This is a genomic window from Ruegeria sp. AH7 (assembly GCF_056541325.1).
This window is the reverse complement of record NZ_JBQFYF010000002.1, coordinates 87450-104827: the sequence shown is the minus strand read 5'-3', so window position 1 is coordinate 104827 and position 17378 is coordinate 87450. Positions and strand designations below refer to the sequence as shown.

Below are 17378 nucleotides of genomic sequence, written 5' to 3'. Positions count from 1 at the left end.
TATAAGTGATTTCGAGTTTGGGGGCAGTTGGAGCATCTGATGCAGGGATACAAGCCGCGGCGCGGTCTTACATGCTGGCTATTTGGTGCGCTGATGGTTTTTGCGCCTGCGATTGCCGAAGCATTGGAGACCACGCTGACCGTGCCCGGCGCCCCGAAAGAGGTGGTCGAGCGGCTAAAAGAAACCTCCTCAATCACTACGGCTGAAGAACGGGGTCTGGACACGCCGCTCGAAATTCTATCTGCCGCGCTTTCTGATTATCGAACACTGGTTCAAATTCTTTATGACGAGGGGTATTTCAGCCCTGTCGTCAGCATCAAGCTGGATGGGCAGGAAGCGGCCGAGATGAGCTCGCTCACCGTGCCGTCCCAAATCAAGCGCGCGGTGATCACGATTGAGCCTGGACCAACCTTTACCTTTGGCACCGCAATCGTGCAGCCGCAGGCGCCGGATACCGAACTGCCCGAAGGCTTTGCCACCGGCAAACTGGCAACAACTGGCGCTATTCAACAAGCGGCCTCAGCCGGCGTGCGCGCTTGGAAAGATGCAGGCCATGCAAAGGCCGATGTCGCAGATCAGCGCGTCATCGCGCGCCATGCTCAGGCGAGGCTGGACGCGGAAATCGACCTTGATCCGGGGCGGCGGCTGACCTTTGGCAAGATGTTTATCAAGGGCGATACAGACGTACGCCAACGGTCGATCGAAAAGATCGCCGGGTTTCCCACGGGTCAGGTCTATTCGCCTGCACAGGTGCAGAAGGTTGGAACTCGCCTGCGCCGCACAGGCACTTTCAGCACGGTCTCACTGCAAGAACGTGAAACCCCAAACCCGGACGGAACGCTAGATTTTGATGCTACCTTTGAAGACCTGCCCAAACGCCGCCTGACCCTGGGTTTTGAGCTGGCATCGCGAGACGGCGTCGACCTGAGTGCAACCTGGACCCATCGTAACGTCTTTCGCCGCGCTGAACGGCTGCGGTTCGAGGCCACCCTACGAAACATCGGAGGGTCGGAAGATCTGGATGGCCGGATTGGCCTGAGGCTGGATCAGCCCGACCGGCTGGGCCCCGATGACAATACGTTCTGGAGTGCGCTCTTGGAACGTCGCAATACCGATAATTACAACGTCTCGGTCGCGTCACTGGCATATGGTGCTCGGCGCACGTTCTCGGATCAGCTCTACGCAGAAGCCTCGGCGGGCTTTCAATGGTCTGACGCGGATGACGCCTATGGCGACGGGCGCAAATTTCGCTATTTCATTTTGCCCCTCCGGTCAGAATGGGACCAGCGCGACAGTAAAGTCAGCGCAACGAAAGGCTTCTATCTCGACGCACAGGCTATGCCGTTCATCGGTCTGTCCGGCAGCGATACCGGGCTGCGGCTATTCTTTGACAGCCGAGCTTATACAAGCCTTGGAACCGGGGGCAGGCTGGTGCTGGCAGGCCGGATTCAACTGGGCTCGGTCATCGGGCCGCCCGCCGATGGGGTAACGCCAGACTTCCTTTTCTTCTCTGGCGGCGCTGGCACTGTACGCGGCCAACCTTATGAGAGCCTTGGGATTCCGGTTGGCACCGGTGTCGCAGGTGGCAAATCCTTCCTTGGTTTCTCCGGAGAGGTGCGGGGCAAGATCACTGACACCATCTCTCTGGTTGGGTTTTACGATTACGGTATCGTCGATACATCATCCTTCGTAGGCTCAGGCGCCGAAGACCATGCCGGCGCCGGGCTTGGTGTTCGGTACGATCTGGGTGGGTTCGGGCCGCTGCGCGTTGATCTGGCGGTACCGGTACAAGGCGACACCGGCGATGGCCTGCAATTCTATATTGGGATCGGACAGGCCTTTTGATGCGACGTCTCTCATATCCACTTCTGGTCGGCACCCTGATCGCCGTTCCGTTGGCCACTGGTGCCCAAGAAGACGACGGCGGAAGTATGATCGAACGCTTTCTTCAGGACACTTTGTCCGGAGACAACCAGAACGTCACTGTCAAAGGCCTAGAGGGCGCGCTGAGCTCGCGTGCGACGATTCAGGAAATCTCGGTCGCCGATGATGAAGGAGTGTGGCTTACCATCAAAGGGGCAGAGCTGGACTGGAATCGCCTCGCCCTGATCCGAGGACGGTTTTCAGTCGATGCCCTGACCGCGCAGGCGATCGATGTCGCGCGTGCGCCTGGCACCACAACAACCGAAGACCCTCCGCCTTCGGCTGAAACGCAACCCTTTCAATTGCCTGAGCTGCCCGTTTCGATTGAAATCGGTGAAATCCGTGTTGACGAATTGGCGTTGGGGCAACCGCTGATCGGGGTCGCAGCAGAGCTGAAAGTGACCGGGAACCTGTCTTTGGCAGATGGGACGCTGGATACTGATCTGGATATCACGCGGCTCGATCGCGCAGGGGATGAGATCACGCTTTCAGCCGGATTCCAGAATTCAAACAGCCAGATCGATCTGGATTTGAACGTGACCGAAGCCTCGGGCGGTCTGATCTCCACCGCTTTACGCATTCCCGATAGCCCGCCTATCGGGTTGAGCGCCAAGGGCTCGGGCCCAGTTACGGATTTCACCGCCGATATTGGTTTGAGCAGCGACGGCCAGCAACGTGTTGGCGGACAGGTCAGGCTGCGCGCCGCCCCTGATGTGGATGATACCGCCGCGGACGGTATCGCCTTTACCGCAGATATCAGTGGCGACATGACCCCGTTTGTTGCCGATGACATGGATGTTTTCTTTGGTCAGGACACACGCTTGTTGGTCGATGGCCAAACGCAGCCCGAAGGCGCGTTGATCGTCAACGATCTGGCCTTTATCTCACAAGCGCTGAAACTGGAGGGTAAGCTGGAACTGGCAACCGGTGGGGCACTACAGCTGGCCGCGCTGCAAGGACGGATTACACCGCCAAATGGCGAAACCGTTGTCTTACCTGCCTCGGGTGGAGAAACCTCAATCGAAGCGGCCCAGATTTCGGCGCTGTTTGATCAGGCAAATGGAAACCTTTGGGACCTAAGTTTGACGGCGGATGCGTTCAAATCCCCCCAGATTGCCCTGGAGCGCGCGCAGATTACCGCGCAAGGTTCGTTGGAACAAGGGAATGTGACCAAGGTTGAGGGTGATGTTCAGGCTGCGCTTGACGGTATTGATCTGGAAGACCCTGCGCTGAACAGCGCATTGGGGGATCGGGTCACGCTGGACGGGCTTTTCGATTACAGCACCGATGAATCTTTGAACCTTTCGGGGTTTGAGCTGGTCGGGACCGACTACACACTGGGTGTTGACGCATTGATCAGCGGCTTGACCAGCGGTTTGAACATTGACGGCACTGCCACGCTGGATGCAACCGATCTGTCCCGATTTTCCGACCTTGCCAAACTGGACCTTGGGGGTCAGGTGTCGGCGCGGCTGACGGGCAGCGGGTCCCCGTTGGAGGGGAGCTTTGACGGCAAGTTGGACCTTCAAGGCAATGATCTATCCACCGGGCGTGATGACATAGACCCGCTTATTCAGGGCGAAACAACGATAACCGTGGACGCCAAGCGCGGAACAGATGGCATCACGCTGCGCGATTTCACCCTGATCGCGGATGCTGCACGGGCACAGTCCGACGGGACCGTCACAACACCTGATGGCAACCTCTCGATCGATGGTCAGGTCAAACTATCCGCCCGTGATCTGTCCGTTTTCTCAGGGCTGGCGCAGCGGGACCTAGGCGGGTCGCTACAGGCCAGTTTGGATGGCAAGGGAACGGTACAGACCCTTGAATTCGATGGCACCGCAAGCGTCACAGGTCGAGACATCAAAACCGGGATGGACGAGATTGATCCGCTGCTGAGCGGCGAAACCTCGGTCGTGTTTGACGGGGCGCTGTCGCAAGATCAGATCACGATCCGGCAGGCTACGGTGAATGGCCAAGCTGTCTCTGGTCAAGTTGCCGCCACAATCGACGATCCGACCGGAGAGATAGCGGTCGCCGGAGAGGCTAGCTTGAACATCCCGGACCTGTCTCTCTTTTCAGGGCTGGCCAAGCGAGAATTGGGCGGCTCCGTTGATGCAAATGTGCAAGGGAATGGGGCTGTCGGCAGCAAGGCTTTCGACGTGAAGGGCACAGTTGCAGCGGACGATATCCGCACCGGAATCGACCAGTTGGATGGGCTGGTTCAAGGTCGAACAACCCTGAACGTAGACGCGTTGAACGGTGATGAAGGATTGAACATTCGCACCTTACGCCTGCAGGGCACGGCCCTATCTGCGAATGCATCGGGCCAACTGAGCCGCGATGCGGGTGGGCTCAGCTTTACTGCCGCGCTGGACAATCTCGGACGGCTTTCAAACACACTATCCGGCCCGCTAAGCCTGGATGGCAACGTTGCCCCTACTGGTTCGGGGTTGGAGGGAAAGCTCAACCTAAATGGACCAGACAGCTCGTATGCAAGTCTGACAGGCACGGTCGACACAGATGGCGCAGCCGATCTTGATTTTGATGCCAAGTTAAACCGGATCGAACGCTTTGCCCCCGATTTCCCCGGGACAGTTGCCGCGACCGGCAATGCAAAACGGGCCAAGGGCGTTTGGACCATCGATGCCAAAGCCGAAGGGCCTGCGGGGATCAACAGCACCGTGGCAGGGACGTTTGACGAGACCGCAGGCACTGCTGATCTGAGGGCTCAGGGCGGGCTCAACCTGGGGATCGCCAACGTCTTCCTCACACCCAACAAAATCGAAGGTTCGGCTCGGTTCGACCTTGCATTGCAAGGAAAGCCAGCGCTGGAGTCGCTGCGGGGGTCGATCACCACATCCGGGACATCCTTCGCCATTCCCACCGCAGGTCAAACCGTGACCGGGATCAGCGGATCGGTCGATCTAGCGCAAAGCCGCGCCACGATCTCGCTAAATGGTGGCATGCGTGCCGGTGGTGGATTCTCCGTCACAGGGCCGGTCGATCTGAAACCACCCTTCAATGCACAAATCACCACCCGGTTGGACAACCTCGTATTGACGGATCAATTGCTGTACGAGACCAAGCTAAACGGCCAGATCGCCATGACCGGGGCCTTGGCTGGAAATAGCAGCCTGGCCGGGCAGATCACCTTTGAAGAAACCAATATCAATCTTGCGGCAGCCTCTGGCGCGGTGGGTGCAGCACCGATCCCCGAGATCACGCATATCGGCGAAAGCCGTGCGCAATACATCACCCGAGAGCGCGCGCAGCTGGTCACAAAAGACCGACCCGGCCAAAGCGCCTCCAGAATTGCGCTGGACATCATCTTATCTGCCCCCAAAGCCGTGTTCGTGCGCGGGCGCGGCGTTAATGCTGAACTGGGCGGGCGCATCGCTATTGGCGGCACCACGCGATCTGTAGTACCATCGGGTCAAATCGAACTGATCCGGGGGAATTTCGACATATTGGGGCGCCGCCTTGCACTGACCAAAGGGATCGTAACCCTGCAAGGCGATCTGACCCCGTATATCGAATTCGCCTCCTCAGCCAGCACACCCGATGGAACCGCAACGATCGAGATCGCAGGTCCGCTGGATGCGCCAGAGGTTGATGTCTTTTCCGACCCCGAGCGGCCAGCCGAAGAAGCCCTGGCCATGCTTCTGTTTGGAAATCGCTTTTCGGAACTGTCCCCCTTTGTCATCGCGCAGATGGCAGCATCGCTGGCACAGCTAAGCGGTGCCGGGGGGAATGCCACCAAAGGGTTGCGTGAATCCACCGGTGTGGATTCAGTCGATATCGGGGCGACCGAAGGCGGCGCAGGCCGTCTGGGCGCCGGTGCTTATCTGGGGGACAATCTGTACACGGATTTCACCGTCAACACCGAAGGAGATACCGAGGTGAACCTGAACTTGGACATCAACGACAACTTCACCGTCCGGGGGACTGTAGACGGACGCGGTGAAACCGGGATTGGTCTATTCTTCGAGCGTGACTACTGAAGGTTCACTTGAAGCAAAGTTGCCAATAGGACAAAGGCCGATCCAAAAACCGGCCTTTGTCCTGTAATCTGGGGTTCGATCAGAAGTTGAACTGAACACCAAAGTCAGCGATGGTCTGAGCTTCGCCCGCACGACCGACCTTTTCTCGACCAACTGCACCGCGCAGCGTTGCGCCGTTGCCTAGATCATAGATCGCGCCAACACCATATTGCTGCGTGTCACCTTCGGCCGAACCATCACCGTAAGCCGCTGTAATGGTGGTGGCGGCACCAAGGTTATAGGCAAGCGACGCACCATAAACAGTGCCGTCGGTATCTTCTCCAAAATCATTGACCGGCGTGTCACCATCACGTCCAACGAACAGTGTTCCGCTAAAGTCTCCGAGCTCAGCACCCAGAGCCAGAACAATCAGATCCTGTTTGTCGCCGCCAGCAACGGCTTCGGTCTGACCGTAGATCACTGTGGCAGAATAATTGTCGAAGATGTATGTCGCACTGACGTCCCAGCGATCTGCGCCATTGATGGCATCGGTGTCATAGGACGCACCAAAGGCCAAGTCTCCAACCGCATATTGGAAGAACACCGCATTCGAACCTGCACCGGTCGATGAATACTCCAGGAAATCATAATCGACACCGGAATATTGACCCAGAAACTCTTCTAGGCCCGGTTCGTTACCAAAGTACAGGTCCGAGTTGTCAAACGCGCCAGAGACGTTGCCCGCATCGACACGCAGACCGCCAAAGATGACCGAGAAGCGGGCACCGTTCAAACCGGCTGTGTTTGCCTCGCCGGTATCGCTGTCTTCATCGGCCTGCAATCGAACCCGCGCCGAGAATCTGACCCCGGTATCCGTTTCCACATCCCCGTCGATGTTTAGACGAAAGCGGGAAACCAGAATTGTGTCGCTCACATTCGTGTCGGTTGATCGATCTTCCTGATAGCCGATACCAAAACGGCCATAACCGCTGAATTTCACCTCTGCTGCCGCGACACTAGCAGTCGCGATTAGCGCTGTTGTTGCGAAGAGAACATGTTTCATGTCGTTTTCCGTAAATGTGTGAATAGGCGAGCTAAGAAATTTCGCTCGAGCCCTAATCGAACAGATCAGTTCAGTTCACAAGATGCTCGGAGCAGTTTTCACCCAGCGCTTTCTTTGACCCGCCTTCTTTCAGGCTGCTTTGGCGGCAAAACACCTCATCAAAGGGGCGCTTTTGAGTTTACCAGGCGGTACACGAACATGGTGTGTGAACTTGGTAACCTATTGTTAGAAATAAGCATATACTCCATGTGCCTGTCTCTAGACCTTCGCAGTGCCGTAGCGGAACAGCGTAGTGAGCCTTTTGTGCGGATCAGGGGCACACGTCCCAAAAGCCACAGTTTCAAAACTCAAATATTTGTGATCCAGCGCAGCCCTTGTAAAGTTTCTTTCTGATACCTAATGCGCCCAAGGCGAGTGGCATGTGATGCCTGCACCGAAGTTGGCACCACGTTATTCTGGGCAAATACACCGCCAACTTGGACGAGTATCGATCAGGCCTGAAATTCAAGCGGAACGGGGTGTCCAGTTGAACATTCCTAATCCCGAAAAGACCAACAACCATGATGGGGACTTAGAGACTGATCTGGAGCAGTCTATTGACCTCAATTTCATACGTGATTCAGGACGACAAACGAATTGAGGCCGAACCGTTCACGCCCAAACCCTCAGGAAACGAGAACAGGGTATCTCGTTCATCGTGATGAATTCCTAGCGGCCAGAAACAAATTAAAGACTTGGAATCAATATATTAAAGAACATGTCGCGAAATTCACTGCGCCCGCAACTCGTGCGACATGAACTGCAGGCCCCATTCGTTACGAATTTTCGACGTTTCGTACCAAGCTCGTTGCCTGTTTCAGGCATTTGTTCGAAAAGGTAGCGTGCTGCGGTTGTTGCAGCGCATTTAACCAGTGTGTTTGGTGACGAGTAATGCCTGATGAAGGAGGGGGTTAAATCCGAAATCGGGGGAAACGAAAGTGGTACTAACAAACCGTTTCAGCATTCAAGCATTTGATACGTTCACCTTCCTGCGTGCCGCTATCCAAGTCAGCGAGAAACGCGGGGAGGTGTTCTTTTTTCGCTAACGTCAGCGAAAACCTGTCCCTAATAAATAGCCTTGGCGTGATCAGGCTTCGACACTCTGCAGCCCTTCGGAGCAGGCGAGGCTTGCCAACCAATCGCGTACCGCACCGGTGCGGCTGCGGGCAACGGTCAATTTCTCACCGTTGCACAGAACGACATGTCCGATCTCATTCAAACTACGTGCGATGTCGACGCAGGAGTTGGCAACCCAACACGAACGATGCACCTGCAACCCTGCCCCTGTGGGCAGCTGGGTCAGAATCCCCTTGAACGTAGAGCGCACCAACACTTCACGATCATCAAGCTGCACTGTCACATAGTGCTGGTTTGCCTGAACAAACTTGATGTCCTTGATCAGGAAGCTCTGACCATTTGCCGTCACCACCCCGGTCGCATTGTTTTCGGGCGTATCCTCGATTGGGCCCTCGCTTTCCCCTAGCCGGTCCAGATAAGGTGGTAAAACCCAAACGATAACAATGCTCTCAATCCCGACAATCAGAAGGTACTGCGGCAGGAGCATAGGCATATACATGAAATCTGATGTCTGAAATAGATTGAGCACCCAGTTCGTCGCAAGCTCGGCGAACGTCATCGCGCCAAGCGCCACGGGGATACATGTGACAGGCGAGAAGAATCTTTTGATGCCCAAAAAACTGCTGCCGCTGGCTTGAACCAGGATCATGACAAAGGCGGATCCCATGTATCCGATCAACATCGACAACCAATAAACCGCACGACCAAACCCGCTTAACCGGTCAGCAAACAAAGACGATGTCGCGCCGATCAGCAACAGCATCAAAGGCACCAGAAATAAGATAAAATTCCTGGAAAGAAAGAAACTGAGCAGGGTGTTCAAAGTTGCACGAACCGTCACCCGCGGTAGCACGACATATGTAATGTCGGCCTGTTTCAGTCTGAGATACACATCGTTGAGTGTCATATCGCCCTGCTACTCTGGTCGCGCCCAAGTCCTTCCCTTTGGGCAATCCCCTTAGATTTGATGCCTTTGCTTCTCCTTGCCCTGCGGCGAATGGAGGCGTTCTTATGACGTTTTCGCATTCGGGGATGTGTAGAAACAGACAATTGTGGCGCAAATGGTGCAAAGAAAGTCCAAAATGATGCAGCAGGGAGTGACGTAGCGGCACTTAGGAAAAGGGCGGCCCCATCGGACCGCCCTTTCAGATTCATCGCTGCCTAAGATCACTCTGCCGCGATGGCGTCTTCAATCTTTTCGACACGGATCGCCGAGAACTTGAATTCGGGGATTTTGCCATAGGGATCGATGGCCGAGTTGGTCAGGATGTTCGCGGCAGCCTCGACATAGGCAAACGGGATGAACACCATATCCTCCGCAATCGCCCGGTCGGCGCGCACCATGATCTCGATCGAGCCGCGACGCGTCGTCAGACGGATCGTCTCACCCGGTTCGATGCCCATCAGTTTCAGGGTACGCGGGTTCATCGAGCAATTCGCCTCAGGCTCCACCGCGTCCAGAACAGTGGCGCGGCGGGTCATGGACCCGGTGTGCCAATGCTCCAACTGACGGCCAGTTGTGGCGATCATCGGATAATCCTCATCCGGGGCCTCATCGGGTGGGATGATGCTGGCTGGCGTGAACTTGGCCTTGCCATCCGCACGCGGGAAGCCGTCCCCAAACACGATGGATTGGCCCGGATCAGTTTCGCTGAGCGACGGGTAGGTGATCGTCTCGGTCTCAAGCCGTTCCCAGGTGATGTTGTCGAGAGACTCCATCGTCAGCTTCATCTCGTTGAAGACCTGAGAGACATCCGTGTAGTCCCAGTTCAGCCCGATGCGCTGCGCCAGATCGACGGTGATCGCCCAATCCTCACGCGCTTCCCCCGGAGGGGCCACAGCCGGACGCACTCGCTGCACCTGACGGTTGGTGTTCGACACGGTGCCGTTCTTCTCATACAGCGCCGAGGCCGGCAGGATGATGTCGGCATAGTTCGCCGTTTCGGTCAGGAAGATATCCTGAACGATCATCAGATCCAACTTGGCCAAGGCCTCGCGCGCGTGGTTCACATCCGGGTCGGACATGGCCGGGTTTTCACCCAGAATGTACATACCCTTGATGTTGCGCGCATAGATCTGATCGATGATCTCGGTGACAGTCAGGCCCTTTTCATTCGAGAAGTCATCCGAGCCCCAGACATCCATAAACTGCGCCCGAATGCTGTCATCCGTAACCGTCTTATAGTCCGGTAGGAACATCGGGATCAGACCGGCATCGGATGCCCCCTGCACGTTGTTCTGACCGCGCAGCGGGTGCAGACCCGCACCGGGCTTGCCGACATTGCCCGTCATCAGCGCCAGGCTGATCAGGCAGCGCGAGTTGTCGGTGCCGTGGATATGCTGGCTGACGCCCATACCCCAGAAGATCAAGCCAGCTTTGGCCTGCGCAAAGGTGCGGGCCACACGGCGCAACTGATCGGGTTCGATGCCACAGATCGGTGCCATCGCCTCGGGCGTAAACTGGCGCAGGTGCTCTTTCTCGGCCTCCCAATTCTCGGTCCAGCGGTGGATGTACTGGCTGTCGTAGAGTTCCTCTTCGACGATCACATTCATGATCGCGTTGAGCATCGAGACATCCGCACCGGGGCGGAACTGCAGCATCTCATCGGCAAACTTGCGCATGCCAACACCGCGCGGGTCCATCACGATCAGCTTGCCGCCGCGCTTGGTGAACTGCTTGAAGTAGGTCGCGGCCACAGGGTGGTTTTCGATCGGGTTGGCTCCGATGATAATCGCCACATCCGCGTTTTCGATCTCGTTGAAGGTCGCAGTCACGGCGCCCGATCCCACGTTTTCAATCAAGGCCGCAACGGACGACGCGTGGCACAGACGGGTGCAATGGTCGACATTGTTGTGCTTAAAGCCCTGACGGATGAACTTCTGGAACAGATAGGCTTCTTCGTTGGTGCATTTGGCCGAGCCAAAGCCTGCAACGCTGCGCGGGTCTTCCTGACGCAGAGTTCTCAACTTGGAGGCCGCCAGATCCATCGCTTCTTCCCATGTCGCTTCGCGGAAATGGGTGTCCAGATTGCCGGGATCGACGTTCAGCCCCTTTTCAGGCGCATCCTCGCGCCGGATCAGCGGCTTGGTTAGGCGGTGGGGGTGGTGGATGTAGTCAAAGCCAAAGCGGCCCTTGACGCACAGACGACCTTCGTTAGCGGGGCCATTGATGCCCTCGACATATTTCACCTTGCCGTCTTTGACCTTCAGCGAGACCTTACAGCCCACGCCGCAGAACGGGCAGACGCTTTCGGTTTCGCTGTCATAGTCCTTGCTGTCACCCTTCTGCTGGTCGTCCAGCACGGTAGCAGGCATCAGCGCGCCGGTCGGGCAGGCTTGAACACATTCGCCACATGCCACGCAAGTTGATGCGCCCATTGGGTCGTTCTGGTCAAACACCACCTGCGCGGTGTGGCCGCGACCGGCCATGCCGATCACGTCATTCACCTGCACGTCACGGCAAGCGCGAACGCAGAGGTTGCAGTTGATACAGGCATCCAGATTGACCCGCATCGCAACGTGGCTGTCATCCAGCAGAGGGATTTTCTCGGCCTCTTTCGCCGGGAAACGGCTGTCGCTGACATCGTTCAGCTTGGCCATGTCCCAGAAGTGGCTGGAGGCGTCATGTGCCTCTTCCGGCTGATCGGCGACCAGCAGTTCCATGACCATGGCGCGCGATTTCTCGGCCCGATCGCTGTCGGTCTTAACGACCATACCGTCTGCGGCGGGGCGGATGCACGAGGCGACCAGCGTGCGCTCGCCTTCCACCTCAACCATACAGGCGCGGCAGTTGCCGTCCGGGCGATAACCCGGCTGCGGCTTGTGGCACAGGTGCGGGATGGTGAACCCCTGGCCCTTGGCGGCTTCCCAGATGGTCCAGCCCTCAGGCACGGTGACATCTTCGCCGTTCAGGTTGAAGGTGACGGTCTTGGTTGGGCTTGCGTCTAGCATGGCTCTGTCTCCCCTCAGATTTCGTCAGCGAAATGTTTCATGACAAGGCGGATCGGGTTCGGGGCCGCCTGCCCCAGACCGCAGATCGAGGCATCGCCCATGACCTGACACAAGTCCTCAAGCAGGTCCTGATCCCACTTGTCTGCCTGCATCAGTTTGACCGCCTTTTCGCAGCCTGCCCGGCAAGGCGTACACTGGCCGCAGCTTTCGTCTTCGAAGAAGCGCAGCATGTTCAGCGCCGCATCGCGGGCGGTGTCCTGATCGGATAGAACCACCACAGCGGCCGAGCCGATGAAGGTGCCATGCGGTTGCAGCGTGTCGAAATCCAGAGGAATGTCATCCATCGACGCGGGCAACACGCCCGAAGACGGGCCGCCCGGCTGGTACGCCTTTAAGGTCTGGCCCTCGGCCATGCCACCGGCAGCTTCGATCACGTCCAGAATGGTCGAACCGGCGGGCAACAGGTAAACACCCGGCTTCGCCACACGGCCAGAGACCGAATAGCTACGCAGTCCTTTGCGACCATTCTTTTCGGTGCTGTTGAGGCATTCAGGTCCTTCACGGCACACTTTGGTGACCCAATACAGTGTCTCGACATTGTGCACGAGTGTCGGGCGGTTAAAGACCCCAACCTGCGCCACGAACGGAGGACGATGACGCGGCAGGCCCTTCTTGCCTTCGATCGACTCGATCATCGCGGATTCTTCGCCGCAGATATAGGCACCGGCACCCCGGCGCAGGTCGATGTAGCCTTCTTCGACGATCCCTGCCTGCTCCAACGCGGCGATTTCGCGACGCAGGATTTCCAGCACGGCCGGGTATTCGTCGCGCATGTAGATAAAGCAGGTTTCCGCTTCGACCGCCCATGCGGCGATCAGCATGCCTTCGAGGAAGACATGCGGCGTGCGCTCCAGATAGTAGCGGTCTTTGAAGGTGCCGGGCTCGCCCTCGTCCCCATTCACGGCCAGATAACGCGGGCCTTCGTTCATGCGAACAAAGCCCCATTTCTTGCCCGACGGGAAACCAGCACCGCCCAGACCGCGCAGGCCCGAGGACAGGACGTCTTCCTGCACCTTCTCCCAATCGCCGCCCTTGCGCAGCTCTTTCAGCTTGGCGTAGCCGCCTTCGGCCTCATAGGTCGCGTAGGTTTCGTAGTCAGGCAGATGTGCATGGGTGTCATCGGCAGCAATTGCAGCCTGCACCTTTTCGGGGGTCGCATGGTCAATGTGGTTGTGGCCGATCTCAAGCACCGGAGCGGTGTCACAGCGGCCCATGCAAGGGGCGCGGACAACACGAACCTCGGACGGGTCCAGTCCGTCTTGCAGCGCTTTTTGCAGCTGTTGGGCACCGGCCATCTCGCAGGAAAGGGAATCACAAACGCGGATCGTCAGCGCGGGCGGAGGTGTCTCGTCTTCTTTCACTACGTCGAAATGAGCATAAAAGGTCGCGGTCTCATAGATTTCAGCCTGTCCAATCCGCATCTCGACCGCCAGCGCAGCGATGTGGTCGGCGCTGATATGGCCATGTTCGTCCTGAATCAAATGCAGAAATTCGATCAGCAGGTCGCGGCGACGCGGGCGGTCGCCCAACAGGCGCGCGATTTCGGCCTGCGCCTCGTCCGAGAATTGACGGCCTTTGGGCGTGTGCCGCCCTTTGCCTTTACCTGACTTCCAGACGCCCTTTGGTGCGCCTGATGGCTTGGTATCTAATGGTGCCATGATGCCCTCCGATTAAGGCCCCGTGTCTCATCAGACCAGCATATCGTCAAATCGCATTTGGCTATCGCACGATAACGACACCTTATCACCGCAAAGAGGTCACCACAGAGCGCAGCGCTTGTATGGTTGGCAATTCGGGATCTCGGCTCAGGGTCGCCAGACAAATCGGCTTACTGACCACCGGATCGACCAAGGGCAGCACTTTTGTACCCTTCAGTTCGCCCAGCGCACGCACCAGAACCCGTGGCACAACGGTCGCCGCTAACCCTTCACGAGCCATCACCATCGAGGCCGTGAAGCCGCTCGTTTCAGCCACGACATCCGGATGCAAACCTTGGTCCGCGAAAATTCGATCCAGAATACGACGGTTCTGCATTTGTGGCTCCAACAGGCTGAGCGGGAACTCGGCCACGCGCGCCCATGGTATCGGGTCGGTTTCAGCGGTCATATACGACGGCACCAACAGCACATAGGTTTCTTCGTATAATGACTGCACCTGCCGCAGATCGGTACCGATACTGTCGCCATAGGTGATGCCCGCGTCCAGACTGCCCTCATCCAGCCGGTGTTGAATGGCGGTGGCTGACATGGTTTCGATACGTGTAATGATGCGGGGATGCGCGTCGCGCAGCCGCTTGATCAGGCGGCCCGTAAAGGCAATGGCGGTCGGGATCACGCCCAGGATCAGCGTCCCGGTAATCTCGCCCTTTGCGGCCAGCACCTGTTGCTCCAAAGCTTTGGTATCGTCGAGAATGCGCCGGGCCCGCAGGACGATCATCTCACCCTCTTCGGTCAGACCCTGAAACCGGTTCGCGCGACGTACAATCGAGACGCCAAGCCGATCCTCAAGATTTCGGATTCGCATCGAGAATGCAGGCTGCGAGATCCCGCATTCCTCGGCCGCTTTGGCAAAGTGACGATGCCGCGCAAGGGCGCTGAGCAATTGCAGGTCGCGGATTTCAATCATGTAGTGCAGTCTCGGATCATGGCTTGCCCCTTACACTAGCGGGCTCTGCGCCCGAGCGGAATGCATGATGCGTTCAAGCCATAAGCAAGCAATTCCATCAGACCGATGTTACGGGCATTCCATATCGTGACACACTAGACAAATACGTGCGTCCGTAAGAACCTGTGCGCAAACAATATCCAGGGAGATGCTTCAATGAAACTGATTGCGGGCACGGCACTAGCCGTCATTCTGTCCTCGCCCCATGCGTTTGCAGCAGGGGAATGCGCGACAGGTAAGACCTTGACGGATGGCACCTTGACAATCGCCACCGGAAACCCGGCTTACTACCCTTGGGTGATGAATGACGCGCCCGAAAGTGGTGAGGGGTTTGAAGCTGCCGTTGCCTATGCCATCGCCGAGAAGATGGGCTTTGAGGCCGACAGTGTCACTTGGGTGCGCACCAGCTTTGACGAGGCCATTCAGCCCGGGGCAAAGAACTTTGATTTTAACATGCAGCAATATTCGATCACGCCCGAGCGCGAGGAGATGGTCGATTTCAGCCTGCCTTATTACACGTCCGCAATGGCGGTTCTGACCACGCAAGGTGTGGTGGATGCAGGAGCCGAGGCGACGCTGGACAGCTTGAAAGGCCTGAAATGGGGCGCAGTCGCTACGACCACTGCGATACCGATGTTGAATGACGTGATTCAGCCCACAAGCGATCCCCTGCTTTACAATGACAATGCAGATGTGAATGCCGCGATCATGGCCGGCCAGATTGATGCTGCCCTCTACGATCTGCCCACGGCCTTGTATCTATCAGCGGTCGTGGTTGAAAACGGGGCATTGCTGGGGCAGTTTTCGCCCGATCAATCAAAAAGCCCTGATCAATTCGGCCTTTTGATGGAGGACGGCAATCCACTCAAAGAATGCGTCGACGCTGCCATCTCGGAATTGGTTGATAGCGGAGAGCTTGCCGCCATCGAAACCCAATGGCTGTCCGAAGCCACCGGAGTTCCGGTTATCCAGTAAATGAACGACGCGTCACTACAAAATCCACCCGAACCCCAAGGTTCGGGCCCAACACGCCGCGAGCTCTATGAGGCTGGGGTCAGGCGACGCTCCAACCGTATCGCCCTGATCTCAACGATCAGTGTGGTCCTTGCGCTGATCATCCTGATCCCGCTTGCCCCCGGTTGGGAGGCTGTTCAGCGCGCCTTTTTCAACGGCAGGGTCTTTGCAGCGACCTTTCCCGGCTTGCTGGAAGCCTTTGTGCTGAACGTGATGATCTTTGCCTGGTCCGCACCGTTGATCGCAGTGACGGGTTTGATGATCGCACTTTGCCGGGATACGCGCGCACCCGCGCTGTTTCCTTTGCGCCTTTTCGGGATCGCCTATACCGACATTTTCCGCGGCTTGCCTGTGGTTCTGGTGATCTACATTATCGGCTTCGGCGTCCCTGGGCTGGGCCTACCGCGGCCATGGAATAGCCCTTATATCTGGGGCACCCTGGCGCTGGTTCTGGTGTATTCGGCTTATGTGGCCGAGGTGATCCGGTCAGGTATCGATTCGATCCACCAGTCGCAACGCTCTGCCGCAGCCTCGCTGGGGCTAAGCGCGCAAGACACCATGCGCTTTGTGGTGCTGCCACAGGCCATCCGCAACGTTGTGCCTGCCAATATGAACCTGTTCATCGCGCTGCAAAAAGACGTGGCGCTGTTGTCTTTCATTGGACCGGTCGAGGTGTTTCGTCAGGCTGGGGTCTACAAATCGCTCTATGCGAACTTCACACCCTATGTAGGGGCCGCGCTGATCTTCCTTGCGCTGACCATCCCCGCAACACGCTATGCCGATTACCTCATGAACAAACAGAACCGGGCGCGAACATGACGGCGAAGCTGAGTTTACGAGGTGTGCGCAAACGGTTCGGTGATCATGAGGTTTGCAAAGGCATCGATCTTGATGTGGCCGAAGGGGAAATGGTCTGCCTGATCGGGGCGTCCGGGTCTGGCAAATCCACGCTGCTACGCTGCATGAACCTGCTTGAGCCTGTCGACGACGGCACGATCTGGCTGGACGGCAAGGATATATCGGAACCCGGGCTGGATCCTCAGCCCGTGCGCCAGCAGATTGGCATCGTGTTTCAAAGCTACAACCTGTTTCCCCATATGACGGCGGTTGAGAACGTGATGCTTGCGCCACGCCGCGTGCACGGCCTCAGCCGGGACAAGCTGCGCCCAGAGGTCACGCAGCTTTTTGCCCGCTTCGGGCTAGAAGACCGGATGCAGCACTATCCCGATCAGCTTTCAGGCGGACAGCAGCAGCGCGTAGCAATCATCCGGGCGTTGGCAATGCAGCCGCAGATCATGCTGTTTGACGAAATCACAAGCGCCTTAGACCCCGAACTTGTCGGCGAAGTGCTGGACGTACTGCGGGACCTGCATCAGCAGGGTATGACCATGGTGCTTGCCACCCATGAGATGGGATTTGCCCGAGAACTGGCAGACAAGGTCTGTTTTCTGGACGCAGGTCGCATTCTGGAACAAGGCACACCCGAACAGCTGTTTTCCCAACCACGCGAGCCGCGCACCAAGGCCTTTCTGTCGCGCGTCCTATGACCCTATGCATCATGATGCGCTGGGTGATCTCAGCACCAATCGCAATGCCCGTTG

General features: G+C 57.5%; 10 protein-coding genes. 5 read left to right on the top strand and 5 right to left on the bottom strand.

The annotated features are described in order from the left end of the window. Positions 1 to 39 precede the first annotated feature (39 nt). Together ACR0JX_RS04980 and ACR0JX_RS04975 are read left to right on the top strand one after the other, a co-directional pair. Complete coding sequence (locus ACR0JX_RS04980; protein WP_480541941.1) at positions 40 to 1845, top strand: autotransporter assembly complex protein TamA; 1806 nt, start codon at positions 40 to 42, stop codon at positions 1843 to 1845. Next, positions 1845 to 5930: a translocation/assembly module TamB domain-containing protein gene (locus ACR0JX_RS04975; protein WP_480541939.1), complete on the top strand. Its 4086-nt coding sequence runs from the start codon at positions 1845 to 1847 to the stop codon at positions 5928 to 5930. The genes ACR0JX_RS04980 and ACR0JX_RS04975 overlap by 1 nt, the downstream gene beginning before the upstream one ends. Positions 5931 to 6009: 79 nt before the next feature. On the opposite strand, the gene ACR0JX_RS04970 is transcribed toward ACR0JX_RS04975, so the two are convergent. The 5 genes from ACR0JX_RS04970 to ACR0JX_RS04950 all read right to left on the bottom strand — a co-directional run bounded on the left by ACR0JX_RS04970 (position 6010) and on the right by ACR0JX_RS04950 (position 14724). Next, positions 6010 to 6972 (bottom strand): porin, encoded by a 963-nt coding sequence (locus ACR0JX_RS04970; protein ID WP_480541937.1) that lies wholly within the window; start codon positions 6970 to 6972, stop codon positions 6010 to 6012. A gap of 1126 nt (positions 6973 to 8098) precedes the next feature. After that, positions 8099 to 8995, bottom strand: a complete 897-nt coding sequence (locus ACR0JX_RS04965; RefSeq protein ID WP_480541935.1) for a LytTR family DNA-binding domain-containing protein — start codon at positions 8993 to 8995, stop codon at positions 8099 to 8101. A gap of 260 nt (positions 8996 to 9255) precedes the next feature. Next, positions 9256 to 12039 carry a formate dehydrogenase subunit alpha gene (gene fdhF, locus ACR0JX_RS04960; protein ID WP_480541933.1) on the bottom strand — a complete coding sequence of 928 codons (2784 nt, stop codon included), beginning with the start codon at positions 12037 to 12039 and terminating at the stop codon, positions 9256 to 9258. A 14-nt stretch (positions 12040 to 12053) separates the two neighbouring features. Continuing rightward, entirely contained in the window at positions 12054 to 13757 is a 1704-nt protein-coding gene (locus ACR0JX_RS04955; RefSeq protein WP_480541931.1) for an NAD(P)H-dependent oxidoreductase subunit E, read from the bottom strand. Between the two features lie 85 nt (positions 13758 to 13842). Then, positions 13843 to 14724 (bottom strand): LysR family transcriptional regulator, encoded by an 882-nt coding sequence (locus ACR0JX_RS04950; protein WP_480541929.1) that lies wholly within the window; start codon positions 14722 to 14724, stop codon positions 13843 to 13845. A gap of 195 nt (positions 14725 to 14919) precedes the next feature. Here ACR0JX_RS04950 and ACR0JX_RS04945 point away from each other — a divergent pair, with 195 nt between their 5' ends. The 3 genes from ACR0JX_RS04945 to ACR0JX_RS04935 are packed head-to-tail and all read left to right on the top strand — an operon-like array spanning position 14920 to position 17324. Then, positions 14920 to 15738: an ABC transporter substrate-binding protein gene (locus tag ACR0JX_RS04945; protein ID WP_480541927.1), complete on the top strand. Its 819-nt coding sequence runs from the start codon at positions 14920 to 14922 to the stop codon at positions 15736 to 15738. Next, positions 15739 to 16596 (top strand): amino acid ABC transporter permease, encoded by an 858-nt coding sequence (locus ACR0JX_RS04940; protein ID WP_480541925.1) that lies wholly within the window; start codon positions 15739 to 15741, stop codon positions 16594 to 16596. Beyond that, positions 16593 to 17324, top strand: a complete 732-nt coding sequence (locus ACR0JX_RS04935; RefSeq protein ID WP_480541923.1) for an amino acid ABC transporter ATP-binding protein — start codon at positions 16593 to 16595, stop codon at positions 17322 to 17324. Before ACR0JX_RS04940 ends, ACR0JX_RS04935 begins: the two co-directional genes overlap by 4 nt. Positions 17325 to 17378: the final 54 nt, after the last annotated feature.

What these genes read in the sequence shown, in the direction of transcription:
- ACR0JX_RS04980 (WP_480541941.1), top strand. Translation starts at nt 40, where the DNA reads ATGCAGGGATACAAGCCGCGGCGCGGTCTTACATGCTGGCTATTTGGT.
- ACR0JX_RS04975 (WP_480541939.1), top strand. Translation starts at nt 1,845, where the DNA reads ATGCGACGTCTCTCATATCCACTTCTGGTCGGCACCCTGATCGCCGTT.
- ACR0JX_RS04970 (WP_480541937.1), bottom strand. Translation starts at nt 6,972, where the DNA reads ATGAAACATGTTCTCTTCGCAACAACAGCGCTAATCGCGACTGCTAGT.
- ACR0JX_RS04965 (WP_480541935.1), bottom strand. Translation starts at nt 8,995, where the DNA reads ATGACACTCAACGATGTGTATCTCAGACTGAAACAGGCCGACATTACA.
- fdhF (WP_480541933.1), bottom strand. Translation starts at nt 12,039, where the DNA reads ATGCTAGACGCAAGCCCAACCAAGACCGTCACCTTCAACCTGAACGGC.
- ACR0JX_RS04955 (WP_480541931.1), bottom strand. Translation starts at nt 13,757, where the DNA reads ATGGCACCATTAGATACCAAGCCATCAGGCGCACCAAAGGGCGTCTGG.
- ACR0JX_RS04950 (WP_480541929.1), bottom strand. Translation starts at nt 14,724, where the DNA reads ATGATTGAAATCCGCGACCTGCAATTGCTCAGCGCCCTTGCGCGGCAT.
- ACR0JX_RS04945 (WP_480541927.1), top strand. Translation starts at nt 14,920, where the DNA reads ATGAAACTGATTGCGGGCACGGCACTAGCCGTCATTCTGTCCTCGCCC.
- ACR0JX_RS04940 (WP_480541925.1), top strand. Translation starts at nt 15,739, where the DNA reads ATGAACGACGCGTCACTACAAAATCCACCCGAACCCCAAGGTTCGGGC.
- ACR0JX_RS04935 (WP_480541923.1), top strand. Translation starts at nt 16,593, where the DNA reads ATGACGGCGAAGCTGAGTTTACGAGGTGTGCGCAAACGGTTCGGTGAT.